Here is a 25,060-nt window from a genome sequence, read left to right as displayed (position 1 = left end):
GTTCAGCTCCTCGCCGGCAGGCCGTCGACGAGGAATGCCATCCCCATGCCGGCCATCGCGTGATAGAAAAGGTGGCAGTGGAAGACCCAGGCACCGGCCTCGTCGGCGGTGAAATCGGCCACTACCGTCTGCCCCGGGTTGACGATGAAGGTGTGCTTCAGCGCGCCCCGATCGCCTTGCCCGTTGACGAGACGGGCGAAGAAGCCGTGCAGGTGCATCGGGTGCTCCATCATGGTCTCGTTGACCATCGACAGGCGCACGCGCTGCCCGCGCTTGAGCTTGACCGGCTGCGCCTCGCCGAGCTTCTCGCCGTTGAGGGTCCAGATGTAGCGCCACATCACGCCGGTCAGGCGCACGCCCACTTCCAGCGGCGCCTCAGCAGATTCGTGACTGGAGGCTAGCGAACGCAGATCGGCGTAGGAGAGCTTGCGATACGCGCTTTGCGCGGCGGGCGGCATCGCGTGAGCGGGCTGCATCGTGTCGCCCATCACCATTGGCATGTCGTGACCGGCATGTGGGTCGGTCGCACCTGTTGGCGCGGTCTTCGCTCCGGGGCCGGCATGCGGTCCGGTGGCGGCCGGCGCTACGCCCGACGCCTCTCCATGCCCGGTGTGGCCCGCCATGTCCGCCAGCGTGCGCAGCGGCCGCTCGCGCAGCGGCGGTGCCTCAGCACGCATGCCCGCGCGCGGAGCCAGCGTGCCCAGCGCCATGCCGGTGCGTGCCATCGCCTCGGCAACGATCGGGTAGGCGCGCATCTCATAAGGCTGCACGATCACGTCGTAGGTCTCGCCGTTGCCGATGCGCAGTTCGTCGACCACCACCGGCTCGATGTTCTGGCCATCGGCCTGCACCACCGTCATGCGCAGTCCCGGAATGCGCACGTCCATGAAGGTCAGCGCGGTGCCGTTGATCAGGCGCAAGCGCACCCGCTCGCCGGGTTCAAACAGCGCCGTGTAGTTCTGGTCTGCGTCGTTGCCCTGCAGCAAGAACACCGTGTCCTCGGGACCGTCCGAGAGGTCGGTCGGATCCATGCGCATACGCATCCAGGCGAGTCGCTCGTCCATCACACGACGGCGTGCCGCGTTATCAGGAGCGTTCTGCAACTCGCGGTAGAAGTCGATCAGCGTGCGCTTGTGGTAGTTGTAGTAGCCGTCGATCTTCTTTAGGTTCCGGTACACGGCAGGCGGTGCGTCGGGCGTCCACTCGCTGATCAGGATTGCGTAGTCGCGGTCGAACTGGAACGGGTCGCGATGGCGCGGCAGGATCACCAACGGCGCATACATGCCCTCCGGTTCCTGCAGGCCCGAATGACTGTGGTACCAGTAGGTGCCGCTCTGCTGCACCGTGAAGCGGTATTCGAAGGAATCGCCGGGCTTGATCCCCGCAAAGCTGACACCGGGCACGCCATCCATGTTCGCCGGCACCTTCAGGCCGTGCCAGTGGATCGAAGTGTCCTCGCTCAGCTTATTGGTGACGCGCACGGTCACGGCGTCGCCTTCGTGGAAGCACAGCGTCGGCCCGGGCACCGTGCCGTTGATGGTCTTGGCCTTGCGGCGAATGCCGCCGAACTCAAGGTCGGTCTCTTCGATCGTCAGCTCGACCACCGTCTGAGGCACGAGCCGCGTGAGGTCGAATACGGGCATGCCGAAGGCGCGACGCGGCAGCGCGGCGAGCGCCACCAGCGAGCCGGCGCCGAGTCCGCCGAGCAGCGTGCGGCGGCTGAGCGTGGGCGGCGTCAGGGTCGCCGCAGCAGGGGAAGGTTTCATGATGTTGTCCTTGTGGTTGGACGGCGCTCAATGCATATGGCCGCCGGGGTCCTGTTTTGGCTCGGCGCGTGTGGGCGGTACGGGCTGTTCGTCGGATTGATGCCCGCCGTGGCCGTGGCCGCCGTGCCCGAAGAGGTGCATCAGTGGGCAGGCGAGCAGGATCAGGAACGGCGCGATCTGCAGCAAATGCGCGCTATGGCCGAAGAACAGCCAGCCCACCGCGACTGCGAGGCCAATCCATAGCAGCCATTGGTTGATGCGCGACCAGTTCGGCCCGCCTGGGGACTCGGGGTGTTGGTGATGCGTGGTCATTACGTTGCTCCTTGGGAAGCCGAGGACGGACCTCTGGCTCACCCCTGGTTCTTGTGGAACTTGGCGTGGTCGTGCCCCGCCTTCTTCTTGCTCGTGCTTGCCGAGGAAGCGGCACCATCCGCGGCGCAAGGCATCGTCGTGGCGGTCGCGCTCGTGCCCGTGTTGCGCTCGGCGCCGTGATCGTGTCGCTTCATCGCGCTCTTGGCGCAGTCACCTGACGTCATCGGCATCGACGCGGCCATCGCCGGCATGGGCGCGGACGCGGCGCGTTCCTGGGCCAGAGCCGGCACGGCAAACGCAGCGACAGCAAGGACGAACGAAAGAGTGTGAAGGTTCTTCATGGTTGATCTCCAAAGGACAAGCGATGTCGATGCGACTGCATACGCAGCACGCCGACGGTTGGGTGGGCTTCTTTGTCGGTCACGCACGTGGCGCGCAGCCACGGGTGCCTGTGCGGCGCAGCCCCAAGGGCAGTCCGCGAGGAAATGGACCTCGGAGGCGCTATAGCGCCAGTCGCAGGAAGAGGATCGAGATTGGCGGCGCGCCTTGCCGGTCGGGCGGCATGGCCGGCCAGAAGGCGGAGATCTGCGGCAGCACGGGCGCCGGCGCGATGCTCGCGAACAAGGGCAGTGCCGCCAGAGTCACCTTGTCGGGCGCGGACTGCGCACTCGGCACGGTGACCGAAGCCTTCTGGCAAAAGTCCTGGCAATTTCCCTTGGCGTGGTCGCCTTCATCCCCATCGTGATGATGCGACGACGCAGTTTGGGCTACCGCTTCAGCTCCCGGAGAGAAGCCCATTGCACACGCGTTCGCCACACCCGTCGCCACGCCGAACAGCCACACCAGCAGCAGGCGGGCTGCCCAGCGGCGTAGCTGTCGTCGGTGGCTAAACATGGAAGTCTCGTGGCAAATCAGGTGAGCATGGGACCGAGCTTAGGAGGCACGCTGGTTCCCGACGTTGATGAAGATCAACTCGCGTCGAATGCCTGCAGGCCGGTATGCGGCTCCGGCTGTCGTGCCCGCTTGACCAACGTGCTGACCCATGGGTTCAGCTTCCTTTCGCGCTTGGTGCGCCGGGGCCCGAACGAGATCGCCCATGACAAGCGGTTACCCGAGTCGTTGCACCCGTGGCATTAGTACAAGAACCAGTTTCGACCTGCTGTCCGCGCGAGCGCGTATCAATGAACTGTCTTTCGCGTCAGCTGAGGCGACGCATCAGTCATTTCCTACATGGCCGTAGCGCGTTCAACACCTTGGTGCGCGGGACCCGACTCCTAGCATTGGCGGCAGTTTGCGAGACCCCGCGCTTGAAGACGTGACGCTCGCGCCTCGCATCGACGTCAACGCGCTCGTGCAGACGGACCGCCGACACATGCTTATTCAGCCGATCGACTACTTCCTCGTTGTCTGGTTTCTTCTGGCCGGTGCGTCCACGCTCTTCGTGGCGTACGACCAGTTCCGCAACAACCCCGAGCCGACCGTCATGCGGTGGGGCTTCATCCTCGTCACGCTGTACATGGGTCCCTTCGGCCTGTTGCTGTACGTGATGTCGGACAAGGAGCCCCGGCCTGGCACGCACGAAACCTTCGTGGCCCCTCTATGGAGACAGGGTGTCGGATCGACGATCCACTGAGTCGCCGGAGACGCCACCGGCATCATCCTCGCCGCCGTCATCACCGCCGCCCTTGGCTTGCCGATGTGGGTCGATCTGATCGTCGAGTATGTCGCCGGCTTTGCATTCGGCCTTTTCATCTTCCAGTCGCTTTTCATGAAAAGCATGATGGGCGGCACCTACTGGGAGAACGTCCGCAAAAGCTTCGTCCCTGAGTTCATCAGCATGAATTTCATGATGGCCGGGATGGCGCCAGTCATGAGCCTGCTGATGATGGGCCGCGACATGCGCGCGATGGAGCCGACTGAGCTGCTGTTCTGGGGCGTTATGTCCCTGGGCGTGATGGCCGGCTTTGCCTTGGCCTACCCGGTCAATGTCTGGATGGTCGCCCAGAAGATGAAACACGGCCTGATGACCGAGCGCAAGCCTGGCAGCCGGTTTGAGGTGGGCGAGAAGGCCGGCGAGAGTGCGGGCAAGATGGCCGAGCACGAGGACCACTCTGCCCATGGGCACCAGGGCGCCATGCCCGCCCACGCGGCTCACGACGCTGCGAGCGCCGCTCCTGCGCCGCACTCGGCCGATCACGGTCACTCGGGCGCGCCCGCCATGGCCATGGCCGAGGCTGACAAGCCGCACGACGGCGCAGATAAAAGCAAGCCTGCTGGCGGGCACGCAGGCATGAAGCACGGCGGCGGCAAGCATGGCGGGCACGATGGCGCCATGTCCACCGACTTGACCCGCCCACAACTCGCGGCGGTGGGCGGGATCTCCGTGTTGCTGCTCCTCACAGGCATGGCGGCTCCAGCGAACTTCGTCAACATGAGCCTCAGTGCGCGCGACGTGGGCGGCGCCATCATGCCGCCGGGCATGATCATGGACCGCGACACGCCGGGCGAAGCGATGCGCGACATGGCCGCTGTGCCGCCGCGCTTCGTGACGGCAACCTACGGTCTCGACAAGCGCGGTGACCAGGAACTCACGCCTCGCATCGAGGACGGCGTCAAGGTCTTCGACCTGGAGACCTCCGTCATCCGATGGCAGATCCTGCCGAACGTCTCGATGGAGGCCTTCGCCTTCAACGGCCAGGTCCCGGGCCCGCGACTGCGCTTCAAGCAGGGTGACCGGGTACGCATCAACGTGACCAACCGCTTGCCCGAGTCCACCACGGTGCACTGGCACGGACTGGTGCTTCCCAATGTCATGGACGGCCCGGCGCGCGTCACGCAAATGCCGATCGGGAACGGCGAGCTCTACCGCTACGAGTTCACCGCCGTCCAGTCCGGCACCTACTTCTATCACTCGCACGACCACGTGGACCGGCAGCAGGCGCTGGGTCTGTATGGCGCGCTCATCATCGACCCGGCAACCCCCAAGGACGAGATCCCCGCGGACCACGAGTACACGCTGATGCTGCAGGAATGGCTCAAGCGCGAAGGGCTGACCTACCCGGCGATGCCGATGGAAGGTGGCATGCCGAACTACTTCACCATCAACGGGCGCGCCTTTCCCGAGACCGACACGATCAAGATGAAGGTCGGCGAGACGCTCAAAGTGCGCTTCATCGGCTCGAACAGCGGCTTCATCCATCCGATGCACATCCACGGCGGGCCGTTCGTCGTCGTGGCTCGCGACGGTGAAACACTGCCGCCTGCCGCCCGCTACAAGGCCGACACCGTCAACGTCGGTCCCGGCCAGCGCTACGACGTGATCTGGACGGCGCTCAAGCCGGGCAAGTGGATGATCCATTGCCACATCTCCCACCACACCACGAACAACAACGTGGAAACGAAAGGCGGTGGCGGTTTGATGATGCACATCGACGTCGAAGGCGATCCCGCCAGCTGAGCATCCCGGCCAGGCTGCGCAGCAGGTTCCTGGCCAAGTTTTTCCAACCACCCCAGGAGAGCACCATGAACCCGACCCGCCGTTGTATCCGCCTTGCCGTCGGCCTGAGCGTTTCAGTTCTCGCAACCCTGTCCGCTGGCAGCGCCAGCGCACAGAGCACCGCCTCGCCGGCAGCATCCGCCAGCGCACCGATGGACAAGAAGCCCATGACGGGCTCTCACGCGGACGTGTCCAAGGAGATGCACGGCACCATGATGAGCGGCATGGAGAGCATGAAGAACATGCCGATGAGCGGCGACCTCGACAAGGACTTCGCCATGATGATGAAGATGCACCATCAGCAGGCCATCGACATGGCCAAGCCCGAAGCAGAGCATGGCAAGTCGCCGGAGCTCAAGGCGATGGCGCGCAAGATCATCAAGGATCAGACCAAGGAAATCGCGCAGCTCGACGCGTGGATGAAGAAGCATCCGTGACGCACTAGCCGGCTTGCACTCATCCATGCCAGCCCGCTGAAATATCATTCGCCATCGGTCAGTCGACCCTCCGTCTAGCGGAGCGCGACCCGGATGGCAGATGCAGCTCCACGCTGCCGACGCCGGATGGCTCAAGCTCCCAGTTCTTCGAAGCCCTGCGCCGCAGGGCTTCTTCCTTTCAGGCGGCGGGGCCTTGCCCGGCCGGCGCGCCGGCCATGGCTGCTTTCCTGCGCGGCCGACGCATCAGCAGGTAGGCCGCTGGAATGACGAACAGGGACAGCAGCGGCGCCGTCACCATGCCGCCCAGCATGGGCGCTGCGATGCGGCTCATCACCTCCGAACCTGTTCCGCTGCCCCAGACGATGGGCACCAGGCCGGCCAGGATCACCGCCACCGTCATGGCCTTGGGTCGCACCCGAAGCACCGCGCCCTCGCGGATCGCATCCAGCAGTTCAGCCAACGTCAGCGCCGCGCCGTCGGGGCGCCGGTCCGCGACGGCATGCTTGAGGTAGATGAGCATGACGACGCCGAACTCGGCCGCCACGCCCGCCAGCGCGATGAAGCCGACGCCCGTCGCGATGGAGAGGTTGTAGCCCAGCAGGTACAGGAACCAGATGCCGCCCGTCAGCGCGAACGGCAAGGTCGCCATGATCAGTGCCGCCTCGTCCCATCGGCCGAAGGTCAGGTACAGCAGCACGAAGATGATCAGCAGCGTGGCCGGCACGACGACCTTGAGCCGGGCGTTGGCTCGCTCCAGGTACTCGAACTGGCCCGAATAGGCGACGCTGACACCCGGTTCCAGCTTCACCTGCCGGGCAACGGCGGCCCGCAGTTCGTTCGCCACTGACGCCAGGTCCCGGCCACGCACGTCGACGTAGACCCACCCGGAGGGCCGCGCGTTCTCGCTCTTGAGCATCGGCGGACCGTCCGTGATGACGACGGTCGCCACGGTCCCCAGCGTGATCTGCTGGCCCATCGGCGTGGAGATCGGCAGTTGCGTCAGCCGCTCGGGCGAGTCCCGCCACTCCCTGGGGTAGCGGATGTTGATGGGGAATCGCGCCAGGCCCTCGATAGTCTCCGAGACGTTCTCGCCGCCCACTGCACCCGCGACCACTGACTGGATTTCGGCGATGTTGAGCCCGTAGCGGCCAGCCGCCACGCGGTCGATACGCACGTCGATGTAGCGCCCGCCCGTGAGCCGTTCCGCCAGGGCCGACGTCACACCGGGGATGCCCTTGGCCACCTGTTCGACCTCGCTCGCAATCCGGTCGATGACGCGCAGGTCGCTGCCGGTCACCTTCACGCCGATGGGACTCTTGATCCCGGTGGCCAGCATGTCGATGCGGTTGCGGATGGGCGGGATCCAGATGTTGGACAGGCCAGGAATCCTGACCGCCTTGTCCAACTCTTCGACCAGACGGTCCGGCGTCATGCCGGCGCGCCACTGTTCGCGCGGCTTGAGCTTGACGGTCGTCTCGAACATTTCCAGGGGCGCAGGGTCGGTCGCGGTTTCGGCGCGGCCGGCCTTGCCGAAGACTCGCTCCACCTCAGGGACGGTCTTGATCATGCGGTTGCTCAGCTGCAGCAGCTCGGTGGCCCGCTGGGCGGACAGGCCCGGCAGCGCCGACGGCATGTAGAGCAGATCGCCTTCGTCCAGCCGCGGCAGAAACTCTCCGCCCAGTTGGCTGAGCGGCCAGGCCGTCGTCAACAGTGTCAGCACAGCGACGATCAGCGTCGTCTTCGGACGCCCGAGCACCCATTCCAGGCACGGCCGGTAGACGGCAATCAACGCCCGCGTGATCGGGTTCTTGTGCTCATTGGGGATGCGGCCGCGGATCCAAAAGCCCATCAGCACCGGTATCAGCGTGACCGACAGGCCCGCCGCCGCCGCCATCGCATAGGTCTTCGTGAACGCCAGCGGCCCGAACAGGCGCCCCTCCTGGGCTTCCAGCGTGAACACGGGCACGAAGGACAAGGTGATGATGAGCAGCGAGAAGAACAGCGCCGGCCCAACCTCCTCGGCCGCCTGCGTGATGACCTCCCAGTGCTCGGCGCCTTGGAGCGTTTTCCCAGGGTTCTGGTGCTGCCAGGCTTCCAGCTTCTTGTGCGCGTTCTCGATCATCACGACGGCCGCGTCCACCATCGCGCCGACGGCGATGGCGATGCCGCCCAGCGACATGATGTTGGCGTTGATGCCCTGGTACCGCATCACGAGGAAGGCCGTCATCACACCCAGCGGCAACGAGATGATGGCGACCAGCGCCGAGCGCAAATGCCACAGGAAGATGGCGCAGACGATCGCCACCACCAGGAATTCCTCGCCCAGCTTGGTCGTCAGGTTGCGAATGGCGCGCTCGATGAGCGCGCTGCGGTCGTAGGTCGTGACGATCTCGACGCCCTTGGGCAGGCTGCTCTGCAGTTCTGCAAGCTTGGCCTTGACCGCGGCGATGGTCTCCTGGGCGTTCTTGCCCGAGCGCAGGATCACCACGCCGCCCGCTACCTCGCCTTCGCCGTCCAGCTCCGCGATGCCGCGGCGCATCTCGGGTCCCTGCTGTACGACCGCGACGTCACCCAGCCTGACCGGCACGCCGCCACGCGACACCAGCGGGATCGCGCGGAAATCATCCAGCGTCTTCAGGTAGCCGCTGGCCCGCACCATGTACTCGGCGCCGGCAAGCTCCAGCACAGAGCCGCCCGACTCCTGGTTGGCCTGCATCACCGCGTCGCGGACCTGCGCCTGGTTCAGGCCGTAGCCCGCCAGCTTGATCGGGTTCACCACGACCTGGTACTGCTTGACCATGCCGCCGACGGAGGCGACCTCTGCCACATTGGGCAGGCTCTTCAGTTCGAACTTCAGGAACCAATCCTGCAGCGCACGCAGCTGTGCCAGGTCGTTCTTGCCGCTGCGGTCGACCAGCGCGTACTGGAAGATCCATCCCACCCCGGTCGCATCGGGCCCGAGGCTGGCCTTGGCCGTGGCAGGCAGCCGGCCCTGCACCTGGTTGAGGTATTCCAATACGCGCGACCGTGCCCAGTACAAGTCCGTGCCGTCTTCGAACAGCACGTACACGAAAGAGTCGCCGAAGAACGAGAAGCCGCGCACCGTCTTCGCGCCCGGCACGGACAGCATCGTCGTCGCCAGCGGATAGGTCACCTGGTTCTCGACGATCTGCGGCGCCTGCCCCGGGTAGGTCGTGCGGATGATGACCTGGACGTCGGACAGGTCGGGCAAGGCGTCGACGGGCGTGCTGCGCACCGCCCAGATGCCCCAGGCGGTCAGCATCAGCGTCGCCAGCAGCACGAGGAAGCGGCTCTTGACCGACCAGCGAATCAGGCGGGCGATCATCGCGACACCTCCTCGATGCGCGTGATGACGTAGTCGTCCCCCCGCTGCTCGAATGTGAACCGGACTTTCTGTTCGGGCTTGCGGCCTTGGGCCAGCTTGGGATCCGCCAGCTTGAAGGCCATGGTCATCGCCGGCCACTTCAAGCCAGGCACAGCCTCGTGCGCCAAAGTCATCTCCGTCGGCGAGACGTTCTGGATGACACCGGTCACCGAGAACGCCGCCGGCACCGTGGCGGCCGATGCCGCACCACCTGCCGCCGACGCGGCAGCCGCTGCGGGCAGGATGCCCTTGAGGCTGGCCTCGGAGTCGATCAGGAACTGCGCGGAGGCCACCACCTGCTGCCCGGCCGTCAGCCCTCCCAGGATGGCCAGCTTGTCGTCGACCTCCGCGCCCAGCTGCACCTCGACCGGGTGGAACTTGCCCGGCGCGTCGACGACATAGACGACTGCGCGCCGCCCGGTACGGATCACGGCTTCGCTCGGAACCAGCAGGGCTTCAAGCTCGCGGCCCTGGAGGCTCACCTGACCGGTCATGCCGGCCTTCAGGCGCTGCCCCGGATTGGGAACCTCCAGGCGCACCCGCACCGTGCGGGACTCTTTGTTGGCTTCGGGCAGGATGCTCACGACACGCGCCCGCCAGGTCTCGCCCGCGAACGCCGCCAGCCGGACCTCGGCGGATTGCCCGACCTGGGTGGTCCCGCTTTGCGCCTCCGGCACGGCCGCCTCGAGCCAGACCGTCGAGAGTCCGTTGATGCGCGCCAGGCTCATGCCGGCAGACACCGTCATGCCCTGGCGAACCATCAGTTCGGCGATCAGGCCACCCTGGGGCGCCGTCACCGTGTACCGGCCCTGGACATCCCCGCTGCGCTCGACCTGGTCGATGACCGTCGCCGGCATGCCGAGCAACTGCAGGCGCTGCCGGGCCGCTGCCAGCAGGGTTTCGTCTTTCAGGGCGCGCACGGCGAGGAACTCTCGTTGCGCGCCGATCCACTCCGGCAAGAGCAGGTCCACCAGGGGCGCGCCTGCCGCGATGACGTCGCCGGGCGCCCGGGCGTAGACGCGCTCGACGAAGCCGCCGGACCTGGCCTGCACGATGCTGACATCGCGGTCGTTGAGCTGCACCGTGCCCACCACATCGACGCTGGCGGCGAACCGGCCGCGCTCGACAGGTGCAGTGCGCAGGCCCAGCGACTGAATGGTCTGCCCGGACACCGTCACGCCGTTGTCGGCCTGACCGCCTTCGTCGGCGTACTTGGGCTGCAACTGCATGTCCATGAAGGGCGACTTGCCGGGCTTGGCGAACTTCTGTGTCGGCTGCATGGGGTCGTACCAGTACAGCACCTTGCGGTCAGGGGTTTCCGAGGCGCCCGGCCCCTGGGTATCGCCCGTCGAGTGTGAGCTGCGCCACTGTGAGGCGCCATAGCCGATCGCGATGCCGGCGGCCAGCAGCGTGAGCCCGGCGATGATCTTCTTCGTGTTCATGGTCGTGCTCCTCAGGGCGCGGTCAGGCTGTTCAGGCGGGCGATGAGGACATCGCGCTGCGCGGTCAGGTCAATCAGCCGCAGTCGGCTCTCCAGCACCTGGGCTCGCGCGCCGAGCACGTTGCTCAGGTCACCCTTGGCGGTTTGGTAGTTGGTCAGTGCCAGCGAGGCGCGCTCACGGCTCAGGCTGATGCCGGTGGACACCAGCCGTTCGATCTGGCGCTCCAAGGTGGACAGCTCTGCAGCGGCGTCATCCAACTCCTGCAGGTGGCGACGGGCCACGTCTTCCTGCTCCGCCTCGACACGCTGCGCCTCCAACTGCTTGGCCCGGATCTGCGGCTGCTGCCGGCGCTCCTTCTGCCACGGCAGGTCGAAGCTCAACTGCACCGACACCATGTCACCCCATTGCCGGCCGCGCCGGCTGTAGGCCACCTCCCAGCCCCAATCACCGCGGTTCTCCGCCTGTGCTTCGCTCATTTCGGCCTGCGCCATCTGCCGCATCGCCGGGTACAGCGCCAGCTCGGCGTGCCGGTCGAGATTGGCACGCAGCTGCTCCAAAGGGATGCGCAGGGTTGGCGGCGGGTCCGCGAGCGGTTCGTCGGCGCGGGCGCCCAGCCAGCGGCGCAGCGCGGACCGCGCCTTGAGGCGATCTCGTGCCAGCTCGTCCTGCCGATCCTTGAGGCCCAGGGCTTCCTGACGTGCCATCAACAGGTCCGTCGCTTGGGCGCTGCCGGCGGCGATGCGCGCGGGCAGGCTCTCCTGAAGTCGCTGGTTTTCGGCCAGCAATTCATCCAGCAGCGACTTGCGCTGGTCGGCCGACTGCGCAGCGATCCATGCCAGGCTGAGATCGAGCTGAAGCTGCAGCCGCTGAATCACCAGCAAGGCCCGTTCGCGTTCGGTGCGCGCCTGGGCGGTCTGCCGCTGCGCCTCTCGCTTGGCCGCGTTGGGCACGTCCTGCATCAGCGCAATGCGCTGCATCGTCATGAAGTCCCGCGTCAGGCTCCAGCGATCCATGCCGCTGACCGGCAGGCTCTCGACGCCGACCGACAGCTTCGGATCAGGCAGAGCGCCGGCTGACACCTGAACCGAGGCCGCTGCAGCGATCTGCAGCTGCTGTGCCGACAGTGCGGGGCTCTGGCCCTGCGCCAATGCGACCGCCTCACTGAAGCTGAGAGCTTGGGATGCGGCCGGTAAACATGCCAGAAAGGTGGCCAGCAGCAGGCCCGGGACTCGCCGCGCACGGGTAGCTGATGGGCACGTGGACGGGAACGCAGGCGGGAACGGTTTGGCCCGTTGGCCGCAGCACCGCCGCGCCATCGCAGCGGGATAAGAGATGTTCATGGTGGTCCTCGAAACTGAAAGCCGCAAACAGCCCGCCTACCGCGACAACGGCGCGGCAGACGCGTCTCAAGGCGTCAATTTCGGAGGACCTGCAGGGTGAGGTAGCGCGGTGGGAAGCCGGATCGCTCGTCCGGCTGGAGCGTGAAGCGGCCAGGCTCGGCTGCTTCCGGCACGATCAGGACGGGCGCCGCCACATAGGCCAACCCGATCAGCTGCACGGCGCTGGGCTTGAAGTCCTTAGCATGCGGCACCGAGGCCGCGGACCCGTCGTTGCTGCAATGCGCGCGGCACAGCTGCGGCGCCTTCTCGTCCATCGTGCCCGGCATCGCATGGCAGTCCGGCATCGAGGCCATCTCGGCCGCAGCACTCATCGCCATGCCGGATGCCTGCATCGCGGCCGCGTGGCTGGCGCCGAGTTTCGGACACGCGTACGCCGCCAGCGCAAGCTGGCTGAGCAGCAAGGTCGCAATGAAGCCGCCGATGATCCGGCGTCCCCAGGCTTTGACGATGCGTCTTGCGGCGAACATGGGCGTAGCCTAGCGCGGCCGAGAACAGCCGGATTTGCTACAGATCAAGATCCGGGCGAACGAGTGGCAGGCAAGCGTCACTTCTGCACCGAGAACGTCAGCTGGGCGTCCGTGCTGCCCTTGTTGGCCCACATCCAGCAGTAGTGCTGATCGATTGGTACCTCCAGGCGCGCCTCGGCAGAGGTCGCGCTTTGCAGCTTCGCCGGGAACTCGACCTTCTTGTCCTCGTGATAGTGAATGTTGAACTGCATCGGCTGGTCGGACTTGAAGGTCCAGGGCAGCGCCTGCCCCTTGGTCAGCTTGCTGCAGATCTCGACGAACTTGCCGGCCGCCACCGTCGCGCTGTGCTCGAAGCGGCCCTGCTCATTGAAGCGGATCTCGACAAGCTCTGCCCGTGCCTGCACGGCGATCATCAACATGGCAGCGCCTGCCAGGAGGGTGGGAATCATGGTGATCTTCAAGGGGTCTCCTTCGTTGTAGATGGGATCGTCGGGTGTCAGATCCGGTGTGAGATCGGGTGTCAGCCGCGACGCAGGCGCAGGGCATTGCCGATCACCGACGCGGAGCTCAGGCTCATCGCGAGAGCGGCAATCATCGGCGACAGCAGCCAGCCGGTCACCGGATACAGCAGCCCGGCCGCGAGGGGAATGCCCAGCGCGTTGTAGAGGAAGGCGAACATCAGGTTCTGCTTCATGTTGGCGACCGTCGCCTCCGACAGGTCACGCGCCACGGAGATGCCGCGCAGGTCGCCCTTGACCAGGGTCACCTGGGCGCTGTTCATGGCGACGTCGGTGCCGGTGCCCATGGCGATCCCGACATCCGCCTTGGCCAGCGCCGGCGCGTCGTTGATGCCGTCGCCCGCCATCGCAACCACCCGGCCCTCGGCCTGCAGCCGGTTGACGAGGTCCAGCTTGTCGGCCGGCTTCACCTCGCCGTGGACTTCGTCGATGCCAAGCCGGGTGCCGACCGCCTGCGCGGTGGTCATGCCGTCGCCCGTCGCCATGATGATGCGCAGGCCGGCGGCATGGAGCTGCTGCAGGGCCTCCGGCGTGCTGGCCTTGACCGGGTCGGAAACGGCCAGCAGGCCCAGCAACTGGCCGTCGGCGGCAAGGTACATCACGCTCGCGCCCTGGCTGCGCAGCGATTCGGCCTGCGCTTTCAGCGCCTCGACGCTGACGCCCGACTGCTCCATCAGCACGGTGTTGCCCAGCGCCAGCGTGCGGCCCGAAACCCGGCCCCGCACGCCGATACCGGACCCGGATTCGAATTCTTCTGCCTTCTCGAGCGCCAGCCCCTGGTCGCGCGCCGCCCGCACGATGGCATCCGCCAGCGGGTGTTCGCTGCCCTGGTCGAGGCTGCCTGCCAGCCGCAAGACCTCTTCCGCCTCGATGCCCGCAGCGGGCACCACCTTGTCGAAGACCGGACGGCCTTCGGTCAGCGTCCCGGTCTTGTCGATGATGAGCGTGTCCACCTTGCGCAGGTTCTCGATGGCCGCCGCGTCGCGGAACAGCACCCCGTTGGCCGCGCCACGTCCCGTGGCCACCATGATGGACATCGGCGTCGCCAATCCCAGCGCACAGGGGCAGGCGATGATCAGGACGGACACCGCATTGATCAGGCCGTACACCCAGCTGGGCTCCGGCCCCCAGATGCCCCAGGCCAAGAGCGTCAGCACGGCCACGCCCAGCACCGCCGCGACGAAGTAGCCGGCCACCTGGTCGGCCATGCGTTGCATGGGGGCTCGTGATCGCTGCGCCTCGGTCACCATCTGGACGATCTGCGACAGCATGGTGGAGGCGCCGACGCGTTCGGACCGCATGACCAGGGTGCCGCTCGTGTTGAGCGTCGCGCCGATGACGCGATCCCCCGCCTTCTTGACGATGGGTATCGGCTCACCCGTCAGCATCGACTCGTCAACCGAGCTGCTGCCTTCGACCACGAAACCGTCCGCCGGCACCTTCTCGCCCGGCCGCACCCGCAGCAGGTCACCCACGTGGACATGGGACAGCGGTATGTCGCTCTCGTTGCCCTTTGCATCGATGCGTCGCGCCGTCTTGGGCGCCAAGCCGAGCAAGGCCTTGATCGCGCCAGAGGTCTGCGACCTGGCCCGCAGTTCCAGCAGCTGCCCGAGCAGCGTCAGGGAGATGATGACGGCCGCCGCTTCGAAATACACCGCCACCCGTCCCATCGCCAGGAACGACTGCGGGAAGACCTCGGGCACGACGGTGGCCACGACGCTGTAGACGAACGCTGCGCCGGTTCCCAGGCTGATCAGGGTCCACATGTTCAGGCTGCGATTGACCAGGGACTGCCAGCCGCGCTGGAAGAACGGCCAACCCGCCCACAGCACGATGGGCAATGTGAGCACCAGCTCGATCCAGCTCTGGGTGCTCATCTCGAACCACTGCAGCCGGTGGCCGAGCATCGCGAGCACCGTCACCACCACGGTCAGCGGCAACGTGCCCCAGAAACGCCGCTGGAAGTCGTGGAGTTCCGGGTTGCCATCGTCCTCGAGGCTCGGCAGCAGCGGCTCCAGCGTCATGCCGCACTTGGGGCAGTTGCCGGGGTGGTCCTGCCGGATCTCCGGGTGCATCGGGCAGGTGTAGGTCGTGGCGCCGTCCTGGGTTTGAGTGCCGTCGCCCCCCGAGTGGGGCGGTGGCTCGGCCGGCACGTGGCCTGCCGCGGCGGGCGGATGGCGGACATGGTCACCGTGATGCCCGTGATGTGCAGGCTCAGAACCGTGCGCGGGATGCATCTGCGCCGTCGATGGCTCGCCAGCCCCGGCGAGCACGAGCGTCATGCCGCAGGTCGGGCAACGCCCCGGCTGGTCTTGCCGGACCTCGGGATGCATCGGGCAGGTATAGACCGGGGCGGACTGGCCAGCGGTGACGCCGCTCGCGCCCGGCCCGGTGTCCGCAGCGGGATGGTGATGCTGGTGCTTCATTCGGCTCCCCTGTCGCTGTGTGAAGTGGCGTCCAGCTCCACTGTGGACCTTGCCAACGTGGCAAGGTCAACCATTCGTTTGCGCGCGTGTCGTCGACTCCTGCACCGCTTCAACCGACCGTTCAGGACGGTGAAACGGCGTTCGAAGAGCGAGCCAGGGCGCTCGCGTGGACTACTTGCCGGCAGGCTGGATCTCGGTGACCACGATGGCGCCGTTGGCCTTCTCGGCCTTGAAGCGCACCTTGTCACCCGTCTTGACCTGGTCGAGCATGGCCGGGTCCTTGACCTGGAACACCATCGTCATGCCCGGCATTTCCAGGTTCTTGATCTCGCCATGCTTGATGGTGATCTTCTTGGTGTCCTTGTCGACCTTCTTGATCTCGCCGTCGGTCATCTCGGTCGCTGCGGCGCTGGCCGCCGGCATCTTGCTGTGGTCCATGGCCTGCGCCCGCGCCGGCAGGCTCAGCGTTGCGCCCACGGCCAGGGCAAGGCCAGCGAGGGTGGACAGGGTGAGTTTCTTGGATGCTTTCATGGGATCTCCTTCAGGGGTAGCGTTGATAAACACGGGTGCCGCCGTCTTTGGTCATCAGCAGCACTTCATAGGCGTCCTTGCGGCCGCCGTAGACGGGACCATCCATACCGGGTGAACCGATGGGCATGGCGGGAACAGCCAAGCCCAGGGCGTCGGGCTTTTCCTTGAGCAGGCGCTGGATCTCGCGTGCCGGCACGTGGCCTTCGACGACATAGCCAGCCACTTCGGCTGTGTGGCAGGACGCCAGGCCAGACGGCACACCGAGGCGGCGCCTTGCGCCGATGTTCCCGGTATCGCGTACTTGCACGCTCAAGCCGTTGGCACGCAGATGCTCCACCCAGAGCTTGCAGCAGCCGCAATTCGGGTCTTTCCAGACCGTCACCATCGGCGACTGCGAAGCGGCCTGCGCCCATGCGAATCGAGGAAGCATGGCCAAAGCCACGCCGCACAGCAGCATCTGGCGCCGGCTTTCAGTGCTTGTGGTCGGCATGGCCGTCAGGCTTGGCAGCGCCGGCCTTGCCGGCCACGTTCACGGCACCCTTCATGCCGGCGTCGTAGTGGCCCGGCTGCAGGCACGCAAAGTCGATCTTGCCCGCCTTGGTGAACTGCCACACGATCTCGCCGGTCTTGCCCGGGGCGACGGTGACCATGTTGGGATCCGCGTGCTCCATCTCCGGGTTCTTCTTCATGACCTCGTAGTGTTCCTTGAGCTCCTTCTCGGTGCCCAGCACCATCTCGTGCTTGAGCTGGCCCGAGTTCTTCACGACGAAGCGCACGGTTTCGTTTTGCTTCACGTCCACGCTTGACGGCGTGAAGCGCATCGCGTCCGTCATGTCGATCTGCACGGTTCGGGTGGCCTTGGCCGCAACGCCGGGCTTGCCGATGGCGTCGCTGTCGTGACCGTGGCCACCGGGATGGTTGCCACTGGCAAATGCCGCGCCTGAGCCAACGGCAAGGGTCAGAGCGGTGATGACGGAAAGGGACTTCAGTTTCATGGTTTTCCTTGGGAGCGCCGTGTGCACGGCTGTTGAATCAAAGACAGGGAAAAGATCAGTGCTCAGAATGACCCGTGGGCTTTCGGACGGTGACTTCGGCAGGCGGCGATGGCTTCTTGCGCGGCATGGACTGCCCGCCCTCGGCCGCGAACCGCGCCGGCTCAGGCAGTGCACCGGTCCACTCGAACGCGACTTCACCCCTGGGGTGCTGGTACCAGCCTGGGTTGCTGTAGTCGCCCGGCTTCTGGTTCTTGCGCACCTTCACGACCGAGAACATGCCGCCCATCTCGACGCCGCCGAACGGACCTTCGCCGGTCATCATGGGGATCGTGTTGTCGGGTAGCGGCATCTCCATTTCTGCCATGTCTGCCATACCCCGTTCCCCCATGACCATGTAATCGGGCACCAGTTTGGTGATCTTTCTGGAAACACTACGGTGATCGACTCCAATCATGGTGGGGACTTCGTGCCCCATCGCGTTCATCGTGTGGTGGCTCTTGTGGCAATGGAAGGCCCAATCGCCTTCCTCATCGGCAAGGAACTCGATCTGGCGCATCTGGCCGACGGCGATATCGGTCGTTACCTCATACCAGCGCGAGCTGATGGGTGTGGGCCCCCCGTCAGTACCTGTCACATGGAACTCATGTCCATGCAGGTGTATCGGATGGTTTGTCATGGTGAGGTTGCCAACCCGAATGCGCACTTTGTCGTTCTTGCGTACATTGAGCGTGTCAATGCCGGGGAATACTCGACTGTTCCAGCACCACAGATTGAAATTCAACATCGTCATGATCTTGGGTGTGGCCGTACCAGGATCGATGTCAAAGGCGTTGAGCAGAAAGCAGAAATCTCGGTCAACAGTGCTTATCAGCGGGTGCTTGGCCTTCGGATGGGTAATCCAGAAGCCCATCATTCCCATCGCCATTTGCGTCATTTCATCGGCATGGGGGTGGTACATGAAGGTGCCTGGACGCCGCGCAACGAATTCATAGACGAACGTCTTGCCCGGCTGGATCGACTTCTGATTCAGTCCGGCTACTCCATCCATACCATTCGGCAGGCGTTGCCCATGCCAGTGGATGCTCGTGTGTTCAGGCAACTTATTGGTGACGAACACTCGCACGCGGTCACCTTCGACCACCTCAATCGTGGGGCCGGGCGACTGGCCGTTGTAGCCCCACAGGTGCGCCTTCATCCCAGGGGCTAACTCGCGCACAACAGGCTCGGCCACCAGATGAAACTCCTTGACACCCTGGTTCATTCGCCAAGGTAAGGTCCAACCGTTGAGGGTCACGACAGGGTTGTACGGGCGCCCGGTCTCAGGCAGCAGCGGGGCACCTGTGTCTGGCGTCGTCTGTAGCACTGGCTCGGGCAGTGCAGCCATGGCCACGCGGCTCACGGAGGCTGCTGATACGGCCGCAGTAACCACCCCGGCATTGCGGAAAAAATCGCGTCGAGAAACCATCGTCAATCCTCCTGATTCAGTTGACAGCAGTGCTGTCGGATACGGGCTTGCCTACGAGAGCCATGTCGAGGTCGGCCTTAGCCATCCAGAAATCCCGCTGAGCTTCAATTGCGCCGTTAACGGCCGAGATTTGGGCTCGTGCATCGGCCAGCAGTTCGAACACGCTGATGAACATGCCGTTGTACAAAAGAACGTTCTCCTCGGAGATCCTTTTTGCCGTCGGCACGATGTCGTCGCGATAGTGGCGCGCGACGTCATAGCTGCTGTGATACCCAAGATAAGCTTGGCGGACTTCGGAGCGCGCTTCGATGGCGATCTGTGCGGCCCGCTGAACGCTGCGCATATAGAGCGCCTCACTACGGGCGACGCGTGCCGTGCCCCAATCAAATAGCGGCAACTCGAAGCTGACTGCGTATCCAGTTTGGCGAGGAGCGTCGTTGAAGGTGTTGCGCTGGTAGCCGAACTCCAGTACGTTGATCAGGCGCGTGACTTTGGTCAGGCCCAGGTTCTTGGCGGTCGCCTCAGCTTGCAGCTTGGCGGCCTGCACGTCCAGGCGCTGCGCCATCGCGACGTTCTCGATGTCGGGTTGGTCCTGCAGCGCTGCCGGCAGGTCCGGCAGGCGCTCGGGCAGCGTGAACTGCGTCTGCGTGCCCCACAGGCCCAACAAGCGGATGAGGTGCTCTCGCGAGCCGAGGCGGTTCTGCTCGGCACGCGCAAAATTCAACGCGGCCTCCGCGAAGAAGCCATGCTCACGGGCTTGTTGCAGCTTGCTCCAATTGCCCGCCAGGGTGAGGCGCTTGGCGAGTTCGGCGCCGGCGTCGGCGGTTTCGCGGACGTCGCGCATGTAGCGGGCGGTCTGCTCGGCAGCCACGGCGGCGTAGAACGCCTTGCGGGTCTGGGCAGCCAGCGACAGCATCTCCGACGACACGGCACGCTGCGTGGCGGCAAACCGCCGTGCCTCGAGCTGGCGCGTCAGTGGCAGCGCGATCAGGTGTGCCAGGTCGAAAGAAAAGCTGCGATCGATCTCGCGGGTATCCCCCTGGCGGACCTTGGCAAAGCTGAATCCCGGGTTCGGCAGCCGGCTGGCCTGGACGAGTTCGGCCTCGGCGATGCCCAGCTCCTGGAAGCTCGCCTGCAGGCCGCGGTTGTTCAGCAGCGCAATCTGCACCGCACTGTCGGCGTTCAGTGGCCGAGCCAGGAGTTCCGCCACACGGGTGGCGACGCGGTCCTGGTCGGCGGCTGTCTTGACGACCTCGACGTTTTGGCCGAGGTGCTGCTGGGCGGCGGACTGCACCGGCTGCATGCCGCCATCGGCGCTCAGGGTGGCGCAACCGGCGAGCAGCAGCGGGGAGGCGGCCAGCGCCACATTTCGCAGCCGTCGCAGGACGGGGTAAGACGGGTTTGTTGTGCTCATGCGGCGGGTCCTCATTTCATCTTGTGGCCTGCATGGCCTGCTGGCTGCGGCTTGCCTGCGTCCGGTTTGGCATCGGACTTGGTACCGGACGCTGGCGCGCTGGCAGCGTCGGGCGCATCCGGTTGGCGAGCTTCCTTGGCATATACCCGCCAGCCGCCAACCGTCGCCACGGTTTTGTTGGTCTCGACCCACGAGGCCGGCTCCGTGTCTGCATACGGGCGGTAGCCCTGGAGCGGCGAGCGGTAGACGAGAAGCGGGACGTCGGAGCGGGCGTCGGTCGGGTCGCCACGCTGCCCTGGGGCGGCTTGCACGGCTGAGGCGGCCGGATTTGGGGGCTGAGCTTGCGCGGTGGCCGACAGGGCGGTGGCCAGCATGGCGCACGCCACGGCCACGCGCTGTCGCGTAGAAATTTCGGTCATGGTGATCCTGCTGTTGAACGGCGGGGGGCGACGAGGATTCACGCTCGCGCGGACTTCATCGTCTGGGGAAGTTCAAAGCGAGCACGCACGCTGCCAATGCAGCGGCAAGCCGTGCTCAGGCGTGCAGGGATCGAGGGGGGCGGTCCAGCCTGCCGAGCAATACGCGGTCATGCGCGGTCGGCGTCGTGGCCACACCCACGGGGCGCGAGGGGATCACGTCGAAGTGCACCGCCGTCGACGCCATGGCCGTCAAATGGCAGCACGAGGCACAGGCACTGCATTTGTCCGCATGACCGGCCGTGCCGGATTTGGCAACCTCGGCATGGGCACCATCTGTAGAGCTGACATGGTCGTGACCATGACGACCGTGATCAGCCGCCGCCTTGTCGAGATGCTGAGCGGAACTTTGAGCCGCGGCGGCTTTGCCCTGATTGTGAGCGGGCCCGCAGGCTGTCATGGCATGGACGGCGTAGCCCTGCAGTGGCAGCGCCACTGCAAGGACCCACGTCAGCACGATGCGCAAGAGTTTGCTCATTTCCGGAGTCTAAGGTCTAAAAACGGAAAGACACTGTCGTGGTCAACATGACCATCCGAGGACTTGCCGTCCTCCGGGGCAGTGAGGCGCCGGAAGCCGGCGCGATGGAGTGAACTGTAAGGACAAGCCGCAGACTGCCGGCCGTCCCGCACATTACGAATTTGTCATCTATGGCGGATGCGCTTCCTCGCAAAATGCCTGGATGAAGCTGCTGGTGATCGAAGACGAGGTCAAACTGGCGGACTACCTTCGCAAGGGCCTGACCGAAGCGGGCTATGTCGTGGAGGTCGCCAACGACGGCATTGAAGGCCTGCATCTGGCCCTGGAAGGTGATCACGACCTGCTGTTGCTCGACAGCATGCTCCCAGGCATTGACGGGCTGAGCCTGCTCGCCACCCTGCGCCGCACCAAGCAGACGCCCGTGCTCATGCTGACGGCTCGCTCGGCCGTCGACGACCGGGTGCAAGGCCTGCAGACCGGCGCGGACGACTACCTGGGCAAGCCCTTCGCCTTCTCGGAACTGCTGGCCCGCATCCAGGTTCTGCTGCGACGTGCCGGCCCGCGCGGCGGCGTCGAGTCCACGACCTTGCAACTCGCCGATCTGGAGGTGGACCTGCTCAGGCGCAAGGCGGCCCGCGCCGGCCAGCGGCTGGACCTGACGGCCAAGGAGTTCAATCTGTTGACGCTGCTGTTGCGGCGCCAGGGTGAGGTGCTGTCGCGCACCGAGCTGGCCTCGCAGGTCTGGGACATGAACTTCGACAGCGAGACCAACGTCGTGGAAGTCGCGATCCGGCGGCTGCGCGGCAAGATTGACGTGCCATTCGAGCGACCCCTGTTGCACACCGTCAGGGGCATGGGTTACGTGCTTGAAGACCGGCCATGAAGGAGAGGCGGTGACCTTGCCGCTCGCTCACAACGCGCCTCGCGCGCTCGGCCAGCGTTTGTCCCTGTGGCTTGCGGCCCAGACCTTCCTGGGCTTGACGCTGGTCTCCACGGTGGTCTACCTGCTGACCGCCATTGACCTGGACAACCGGCAGACCGAATCGTTGCAGCAAAAGCGCGAGCTGATCGAGCATGTGCTCTCGGAGGCCCGCAGTGACCGGGACCTTGCAACGCTCAAGCACAAGCTCGACGACTTCTTCCTCGGCCACCGAGACCTGGCGCTGACCCTGCGCCATCCTGACGGCAGCATCCTTTATGACAACGCCGCCTCGGCGCATGCTTTCGGACGGATCAAGCGCAACACGTTCGAGCTGGCCTACTGGGAACCCGGTGGCGCAATGCTGGCCGCGGAGATGGTGCTGGACATCTCGCCAGACCAGAAGTTCCTGCGCCGACTCGGATTTACGCTGATGACGGCCGCCATGATCGGCGCCGCAATCGTGTCGGCAGGCAGTTTCCTGCTCGTGCGCCGCGGCCTTGGACCTGTCCGCCACCTGGTCGACCAGACGCGCCGCCTGGCCGCAGAGAAGCTGCATGAACGGCTGGACGGCTCCATGCAGCCGCAGGAATTGCAGCCCCTGGTGGACCAGTTCAACGCCTTGCTCGCCCGCCTGAGCCGCGCCTACGCCCAGCTCGAAGGCTTCAACGCGGACGTCGCGCATGAACTTCGCACGCCGCTGGCCACCCTCATCACGAGCACCGAGGTCGCGCTGCGGGATCCGTCCTTGCCGCATGCCACGGCCGACCTGCTGGGCTCCAACCTCGAGGAGCTGCGCCGCATGACCGGCATCGTCAACGACATGCTCTTCCTGTCGCATGCGAACAGTGGCGCCGTCGCCCGCCGCCAACCGGTGGCCAGCCTTGCGGCTCTTGCCGGCGACGTAGTGGACTACCACGAGGCCGCACTCGCCGAGGCTGGCCTGACCGTCGAGGTCCAGGGCGACGGTGCCGGCCAGGTTGACGCGTCCCTTCTCAAGCGCGCGCTCTCCAACCTCCTGGGAAACGCCACCCGCTACGCGGCCCCGAACTCCACAGTCATCGTGCGCATCGCGGCGCCGCAGTCCGGCATGCTCGAGCTGTCCGTGGCCAACCACGGTCCAAGCATTCCAGCGGAACACCTGCCTCGCCTGTTCGACCGCTTCTACCGTGCCGACCCTTCGCGCTCCCAGGCCAGCGTCAACCATGGCCTGGGCCTGTCCATCGTCGCCGCCATCGCCCGCATGCACGGCGGCGAGCCGTTCGCCGAGTCCAGCGATGAGAAGACCCGCGTCGGTTTGACAATGCAGCAGGCGCCCCGCGACCCTTGACGCGACCACCTACAGCGTCTGGGAGATCTCCATCAGCGGCTTCAAGCCGGTGCCAAAGCGCGCGATCGACTCGCGGTGCTGCTGCAGCTGGCTGTAAGGCAGGTAGCGGATACCCAGCTCCGACACGCGGGAAAATGCAGGCCGACGCAGCTGCTGCGCCACCTCGTCGCGGCGGTTGTCGGGCGCAACCAGGAACAGCGTGCTCTTGGCACCGACCTCCGTGCCCAAGGCCAGGTCCAGCATGCGCACGATGCCGGAATAGATGGAGGTGGAGTGCTCAACTTCGAACGCTGCGGCGACCGACTGCGTTGCCGGATCGACCCAGACCACATCGATCAGCTTGACCGCCTCGGCGCCGGCCTGGGCGCCGACCGGCAGCTGCGTCAGGCATCCGTCTCCCAGGGGCACACCCTGGTGGAGGCGGCCGCGATCGTTGGAGGCGATCCACACCGCATAGCCCAGCGACCGGCCCATGTCGCGCAACCAGCTCTGGATCTCGGTATGGCCTGTGTCGCTCTCCCGGTCCGCGACCCACTGCTTCTGCGCCGCGGCGGACTCCTGCCGGACCTTGTCGAGGTCCGCCTCCCACGCCCGCAAGCCGTCCACGTCGTCCGCGCGCGGCGGCGCCGGGTAGCGGCCGCTGCCCACGTCAAACAGCAACCCCGCGATGGCGCCAAAGTCGTTGGACAGTTGGGCCCGATGCTGGCTGTTGAGTCGGATTGCGCCTTCCCGCATGGACAGATAGTGGTCCCAGCGTCCCAGCTTCACGTTGCCGCCGGTGATCGCGTTGTAGCCCCTGACGATCGCCGTGTTGAATGGCATGACCAGCGTCGGGTGAATGAAATACAGCAGGTTGGCGACCGCCGGCCCGAGCCCCTTGATCTTGGACGCGTCGATTCGCTGGATCGCCGCGATGACCGCCTCGGCGGTGTCGCAGCAATCGCAGGCGTTGAGCAGGCGCGAGAACGCCCTCTGGTTGTCGCCGTTCTCGTAGATGTCGGGAATTCGCAGCTTGGGCTTCCACAGGAACGCATGGTCAGCGCCCTTGAAGATCTGGCGCTGCTCGGCCACCGACCCCACCACCGTCTCCAACGAGGAGCCGCGGTACTGGTTGCCGAAGGTCCCGGCGTCGATGTCGCGAACCACCTGACCGATGCCGCGCCGGATCGAACGGAAGTTCTTGAGCCGCTCCTCCCAGAGGAACCAGCTGTTGAAGCTGCTGTGCGGGTCGGCCTTCCAGTGGTCGATCAGGCGGGTGAGGCTGTCCGTCATGGTGTCAGGGCTGGCATCAGAGGCTGAGATAGGCAGATTGTCACAGGCAGTCGCGCGGTACCCGGGCCGCATGTTGAGATGACGAAACTGTCATGTAGCGGACCGTCGCATGTCGGGGTCGGATTTCTAGAGTTGCAGCGTGCTCAAGGCACTGCTTCCACGAAAGGATCCCACCATGAAGTCATTCGCCATCGCTCTCGCGATTTCCGCAGCTGCCACCGCCGCAGCCCCTGCCTTCGCCCACGATGCGCTGGAAACTTCCGGCGTTGTCAAATCCAAAGTTCAGCTGGTGGACGGCAGCACTCTCTATGTCTTCAAAGACGGAAAGATGGCTCGGGAAGACCGCTTCGGCCGCGCCGTGTTCCTCAAGCGTGGCGAGACCCTCACCACCGTCGACGGCTCCAAGATCGTCGCCGTCGGCAACGAGGTCGCCCGACTGGACGCGCTGCTGAAGGAAGGCCACAACGGCTGACGCCGCGCGCACGCAGGCTGGCGCTCCGCGCCGGCCGACCGCGGAGCCGGCCCAGAGCC

At 65.7% G+C, this 25,060-nt stretch carries 24 protein-coding genes and 1 pseudogene; 7 read left to right on the top strand and 18 right to left on the bottom strand.

The genetic code is table 11. The features are described from left to right. Positions 1-2: 2 nt before the first annotated feature. From EV671_RS14460 to EV671_RS14445, 4 genes are all read right to left on the bottom strand, one after another. The gene (locus EV671_RS14460) at positions 3-1,766 is read right to left on the bottom strand and encodes a copper resistance system multicopper oxidase (RefSeq protein WP_132572816.1); all 1,764 of its coding nucleotides are present in this window, start codon (positions 1,764-1,766) and stop codon (positions 3-5) included. A 27-nt stretch (positions 1,767-1,793) separates the two neighbouring features. Beyond that, the gene (locus EV671_RS14455) at positions 1,794-2,078 is read right to left on the bottom strand and encodes a DUF2933 domain-containing protein (protein WP_132572813.1); all 285 of its coding nucleotides are present in this window, start codon (positions 2,076-2,078) and stop codon (positions 1,794-1,796) included. Between the two features lie 38 nt (positions 2,079-2,116). Beyond that, positions 2,117-2,419 (bottom strand): hypothetical protein, encoded by a 303-nt coding sequence (locus EV671_RS14450; protein ID WP_132572810.1) that lies wholly within the window; start codon positions 2,417-2,419, stop codon positions 2,117-2,119. A 160-nt stretch (positions 2,420-2,579) separates the two neighbouring features. Continuing rightward, complete coding sequence (locus EV671_RS14445) at positions 2,580-2,972, bottom strand: hypothetical protein (protein ID WP_132572807.1); 393 nt, start codon at positions 2,970-2,972, stop codon at positions 2,580-2,582. Positions 2,973-3,393: 421 nt separating this feature from the next. Here EV671_RS14445 and EV671_RS27015 point away from each other — a divergent pair, with 421 nt between their 5' ends. The 4 genes and pseudogenes from EV671_RS27015 (at position 3,394) to EV671_RS14435 (ending at position 6,011) form a co-directional block, all read left to right on the top strand. Then, positions 3,394-3,711, top strand: a complete 318-nt coding sequence (locus tag EV671_RS27015; RefSeq protein ID WP_207911164.1) for a hypothetical protein — start codon at positions 3,394-3,396, stop codon at positions 3,709-3,711. 12 nt (positions 3,712-3,723) lie between these two features. Next, positions 3,724-4,080 (top strand): annotated as a pseudogene (locus tag EV671_RS27425) (DUF4396 domain-containing protein); the annotation flags it as partial. Next, complete coding sequence (locus EV671_RS27915; RefSeq protein WP_338139939.1) at positions 4,072-5,535, top strand: multicopper oxidase family protein; 1,464 nt, start codon at positions 4,072-4,074, stop codon at positions 5,533-5,535. The pseudogene EV671_RS27425 and the gene EV671_RS27915, both read left to right, overlap by 9 nt. Positions 5,536-5,600: 65 nt before the next feature. Beyond that, the gene (locus EV671_RS14435) at positions 5,601-6,011 is read left to right on the top strand and encodes a DUF305 domain-containing protein (RefSeq protein WP_132572804.1); all 411 of its coding nucleotides are present in this window, start codon (positions 5,601-5,603) and stop codon (positions 6,009-6,011) included. A gap of 178 nt (positions 6,012-6,189) precedes the next feature. Here EV671_RS14435 and EV671_RS14430 read toward each other — a convergent pair whose 3' ends face one another. The 13 genes from EV671_RS14430 to EV671_RS14370 all read right to left on the bottom strand — a co-directional run bounded on the left by EV671_RS14430 (position 6,190) and on the right by EV671_RS14370 (position 21,008). Beyond that, positions 6,190-9,357, bottom strand: coding sequence for an efflux RND transporter permease subunit (locus tag EV671_RS14430; RefSeq protein WP_132572801.1), 3,168 nt, complete (start codon positions 9,355-9,357; stop codon positions 6,190-6,192). After that, a complete protein-coding gene (locus EV671_RS14425; protein WP_132572798.1) occupies positions 9,354-10,838 on the bottom strand; it encodes an efflux RND transporter periplasmic adaptor subunit in 1,485 nt (494 codons plus the stop codon). The genes EV671_RS14430 and EV671_RS14425 overlap by 4 nt, the downstream gene beginning before the upstream one ends. An 11-nt stretch (positions 10,839-10,849) precedes the next feature. After that, positions 10,850-12,178: a TolC family protein gene (locus EV671_RS14420; RefSeq protein ID WP_243655721.1), complete on the bottom strand. Its 1,329-nt coding sequence runs from the start codon at positions 12,176-12,178 to the stop codon at positions 10,850-10,852. Positions 12,179-12,252: 74 nt separating this feature from the next. Continuing rightward, positions 12,253-12,705, bottom strand: coding sequence for a hypothetical protein (locus EV671_RS14415; protein WP_132572795.1), 453 nt, complete (start codon positions 12,703-12,705; stop codon positions 12,253-12,255). A gap of 77 nt (positions 12,706-12,782) precedes the next feature. Continuing rightward, positions 12,783-13,154, bottom strand: coding sequence for a hypothetical protein (locus EV671_RS14410; protein WP_132572792.1), 372 nt, complete (start codon positions 13,152-13,154; stop codon positions 12,783-12,785). Positions 13,155-13,225: 71 nt separating this feature from the next. Continuing rightward, a complete protein-coding gene (locus tag EV671_RS14405) occupies positions 13,226-15,649 on the bottom strand; it encodes a copper-transporting P-type ATPase (RefSeq protein ID WP_132572789.1) in 2,424 nt (807 codons plus the stop codon). A gap of 171 nt (positions 15,650-15,820) precedes the next feature. Continuing rightward, positions 15,821-16,180, bottom strand: a complete 360-nt coding sequence (locus tag EV671_RS14400) for a copper-binding protein (RefSeq protein WP_132572786.1) — start codon at positions 16,178-16,180, stop codon at positions 15,821-15,823. Positions 16,181-16,190: 10 nt separating this feature from the next. After that, complete coding sequence (locus tag EV671_RS14395) at positions 16,191-16,670, bottom strand: DUF411 domain-containing protein (protein ID WP_132572783.1); 480 nt, start codon at positions 16,668-16,670, stop codon at positions 16,191-16,193. Then, positions 16,651-17,175, bottom strand: a complete 525-nt coding sequence (locus EV671_RS14390; protein WP_132572780.1) for a cupredoxin domain-containing protein — start codon at positions 17,173-17,175, stop codon at positions 16,651-16,653. The genes EV671_RS14395 and EV671_RS14390 overlap by 20 nt, the downstream gene beginning before the upstream one ends. A gap of 55 nt (positions 17,176-17,230) precedes the next feature. Further along, positions 17,231-18,640 carry a multicopper oxidase family protein gene (locus EV671_RS14385; protein WP_132572777.1) on the bottom strand — a complete coding sequence of 470 codons (1,410 nt, stop codon included), beginning with the start codon at positions 18,638-18,640 and terminating at the stop codon, positions 17,231-17,233. 16 nt (positions 18,641-18,656) lie between these two features. Next, complete coding sequence (locus tag EV671_RS14380) at positions 18,657-20,054, bottom strand: TolC family protein (protein ID WP_207911162.1); 1,398 nt, start codon at positions 20,052-20,054, stop codon at positions 18,657-18,659. 11 nt (positions 20,055-20,065) lie between these two features. Further along, complete coding sequence (locus EV671_RS14375) at positions 20,066-20,473, bottom strand: hypothetical protein (protein ID WP_132572771.1); 408 nt, start codon at positions 20,471-20,473, stop codon at positions 20,066-20,068. 115 nt (positions 20,474-20,588) lie between these two features. Beyond that, complete coding sequence (locus tag EV671_RS14370; RefSeq protein ID WP_132572768.1) at positions 20,589-21,008, bottom strand: hypothetical protein; 420 nt, start codon at positions 21,006-21,008, stop codon at positions 20,589-20,591. Between the two features lie 202 nt (positions 21,009-21,210). On the opposite strand from EV671_RS14370, the gene EV671_RS14365 reads away from it, so the two are divergent. Beyond that, complete coding sequence (locus EV671_RS14365) at positions 21,211-21,891, top strand: heavy metal response regulator transcription factor (RefSeq protein WP_132572947.1); 681 nt, start codon at positions 21,211-21,213, stop codon at positions 21,889-21,891. 10 nt (positions 21,892-21,901) lie between these two features. Further along, positions 21,902-23,257 carry a heavy metal sensor histidine kinase gene (locus EV671_RS14360; RefSeq protein WP_243655720.1) on the top strand — a complete coding sequence of 452 codons (1,356 nt, stop codon included), beginning with the start codon at positions 21,902-21,904 and terminating at the stop codon, positions 23,255-23,257. A 9-nt stretch (positions 23,258-23,266) separates the two neighbouring features. On the opposite strand, the gene EV671_RS14355 is transcribed toward EV671_RS14360, so the two are convergent. After that, positions 23,267-24,529: a type II restriction endonuclease gene (locus tag EV671_RS14355; protein ID WP_132572765.1), complete on the bottom strand. Its 1,263-nt coding sequence runs from the start codon at positions 24,527-24,529 to the stop codon at positions 23,267-23,269. 175 nt (positions 24,530-24,704) lie between these two features. Here EV671_RS14355 and EV671_RS14350 point away from each other — a divergent pair, with 175 nt between their 5' ends. Beyond that, positions 24,705-25,001 carry a CopK family periplasmic copper-binding protein gene (locus EV671_RS14350; protein ID WP_132572762.1) on the top strand — a complete coding sequence of 99 codons (297 nt, stop codon included), beginning with the start codon at positions 24,705-24,707 and terminating at the stop codon, positions 24,999-25,001. Positions 25,002-25,060 lie beyond the last annotated feature (59 nt).

Origin of the sequence: Roseateles saccharophilus (assembly GCF_004342485.1) — a bacterium.
In the GTDB taxonomy this organism is placed as follows: Bacteria; Pseudomonadota; Gammaproteobacteria; order Burkholderiales; family Burkholderiaceae_C; genus Pelomonas; species Pelomonas saccharophila.
Note: the sequence above shows the minus strand (reverse complement) of the source record. Positions and strands in the feature narration are given on the sequence as shown.

Coding starts and splice junctions, on each gene's coding strand:
- EV671_RS14460 (WP_132572816.1), bottom strand. CDS start 1,766: ATGAAACCTTCCCCTGCTGCGGCGACCCTGACGCCGCCCACGCTCAGC.
- EV671_RS14455 (WP_132572813.1), bottom strand. CDS start 2,078: ATGACCACGCATCACCAACACCCCGAGTCCCCAGGCGGGCCGAACTGG.
- EV671_RS14450 (WP_132572810.1), bottom strand. CDS start 2,419: ATGAAGAACCTTCACACTCTTTCGTTCGTCCTTGCTGTCGCTGCGTTT.
- EV671_RS14445 (WP_132572807.1), bottom strand. CDS start 2,972: ATGTTTAGCCACCGACGACAGCTACGCCGCTGGGCAGCCCGCCTGCTG.
- EV671_RS27915 (WP_338139939.1), top strand. CDS start 4,072: ATGGTCGCCCAGAAGATGAAACACGGCCTGATGACCGAGCGCAAGCCT.
- EV671_RS14435 (WP_132572804.1), top strand. CDS start 5,601: ATGAACCCGACCCGCCGTTGTATCCGCCTTGCCGTCGGCCTGAGCGTT.
- EV671_RS14430 (WP_132572801.1), bottom strand. CDS start 9,357: ATGATCGCCCGCCTGATTCGCTGGTCGGTCAAGAGCCGCTTCCTCGTG.
- EV671_RS14425 (WP_132572798.1), bottom strand. CDS start 10,838: ATGAACACGAAGAAGATCATCGCCGGGCTCACGCTGCTGGCCGCCGGC.
- EV671_RS14420 (WP_243655721.1), bottom strand. CDS start 12,178: ATGAACATCTCTTATCCCGCTGCGATGGCGCGGCGGTGCTGCGGCCAA.
- EV671_RS14415 (WP_132572795.1), bottom strand. CDS start 12,705: ATGTTCGCCGCAAGACGCATCGTCAAAGCCTGGGGACGCCGGATCATC.
- EV671_RS14410 (WP_132572792.1), bottom strand. CDS start 13,154: ATGATTCCCACCCTCCTGGCAGGCGCTGCCATGTTGATGATCGCCGTG.
- EV671_RS14405 (WP_132572789.1), bottom strand. CDS start 15,649: ATGAAGCACCAGCATCACCATCCCGCTGCGGACACCGGGCCGGGCGCG.
- EV671_RS14400 (WP_132572786.1), bottom strand. CDS start 16,180: ATGAAAGCATCCAAGAAACTCACCCTGTCCACCCTCGCTGGCCTTGCC.
- EV671_RS14395 (WP_132572783.1), bottom strand. CDS start 16,670: ATGCCGACCACAAGCACTGAAAGCCGGCGCCAGATGCTGCTGTGCGGC.
- EV671_RS14390 (WP_132572780.1), bottom strand. CDS start 17,175: ATGAAACTGAAGTCCCTTTCCGTCATCACCGCTCTGACCCTTGCCGTT.
- EV671_RS14385 (WP_132572777.1), bottom strand. CDS start 18,640: ATGGTTTCTCGACGCGATTTTTTCCGCAATGCCGGGGTGGTTACTGCG.
- EV671_RS14380 (WP_207911162.1), bottom strand. CDS start 20,054: ATGAGCACAACAAACCCGTCTTACCCCGTCCTGCGACGGCTGCGAAAT.
- EV671_RS14375 (WP_132572771.1), bottom strand. CDS start 20,473: ATGACCGAAATTTCTACGCGACAGCGCGTGGCCGTGGCGTGCGCCATG.
- EV671_RS14370 (WP_132572768.1), bottom strand. CDS start 21,008: ATGAGCAAACTCTTGCGCATCGTGCTGACGTGGGTCCTTGCAGTGGCG.
- EV671_RS14365 (WP_132572947.1), top strand. CDS start 21,211: ATGAAGCTGCTGGTGATCGAAGACGAGGTCAAACTGGCGGACTACCTT.
- EV671_RS14355 (WP_132572765.1), bottom strand. CDS start 24,529: ATGACGGACAGCCTCACCCGCCTGATCGACCACTGGAAGGCCGACCCG.
- EV671_RS14350 (WP_132572762.1), top strand. CDS start 24,705: ATGAAGTCATTCGCCATCGCTCTCGCGATTTCCGCAGCTGCCACCGCC.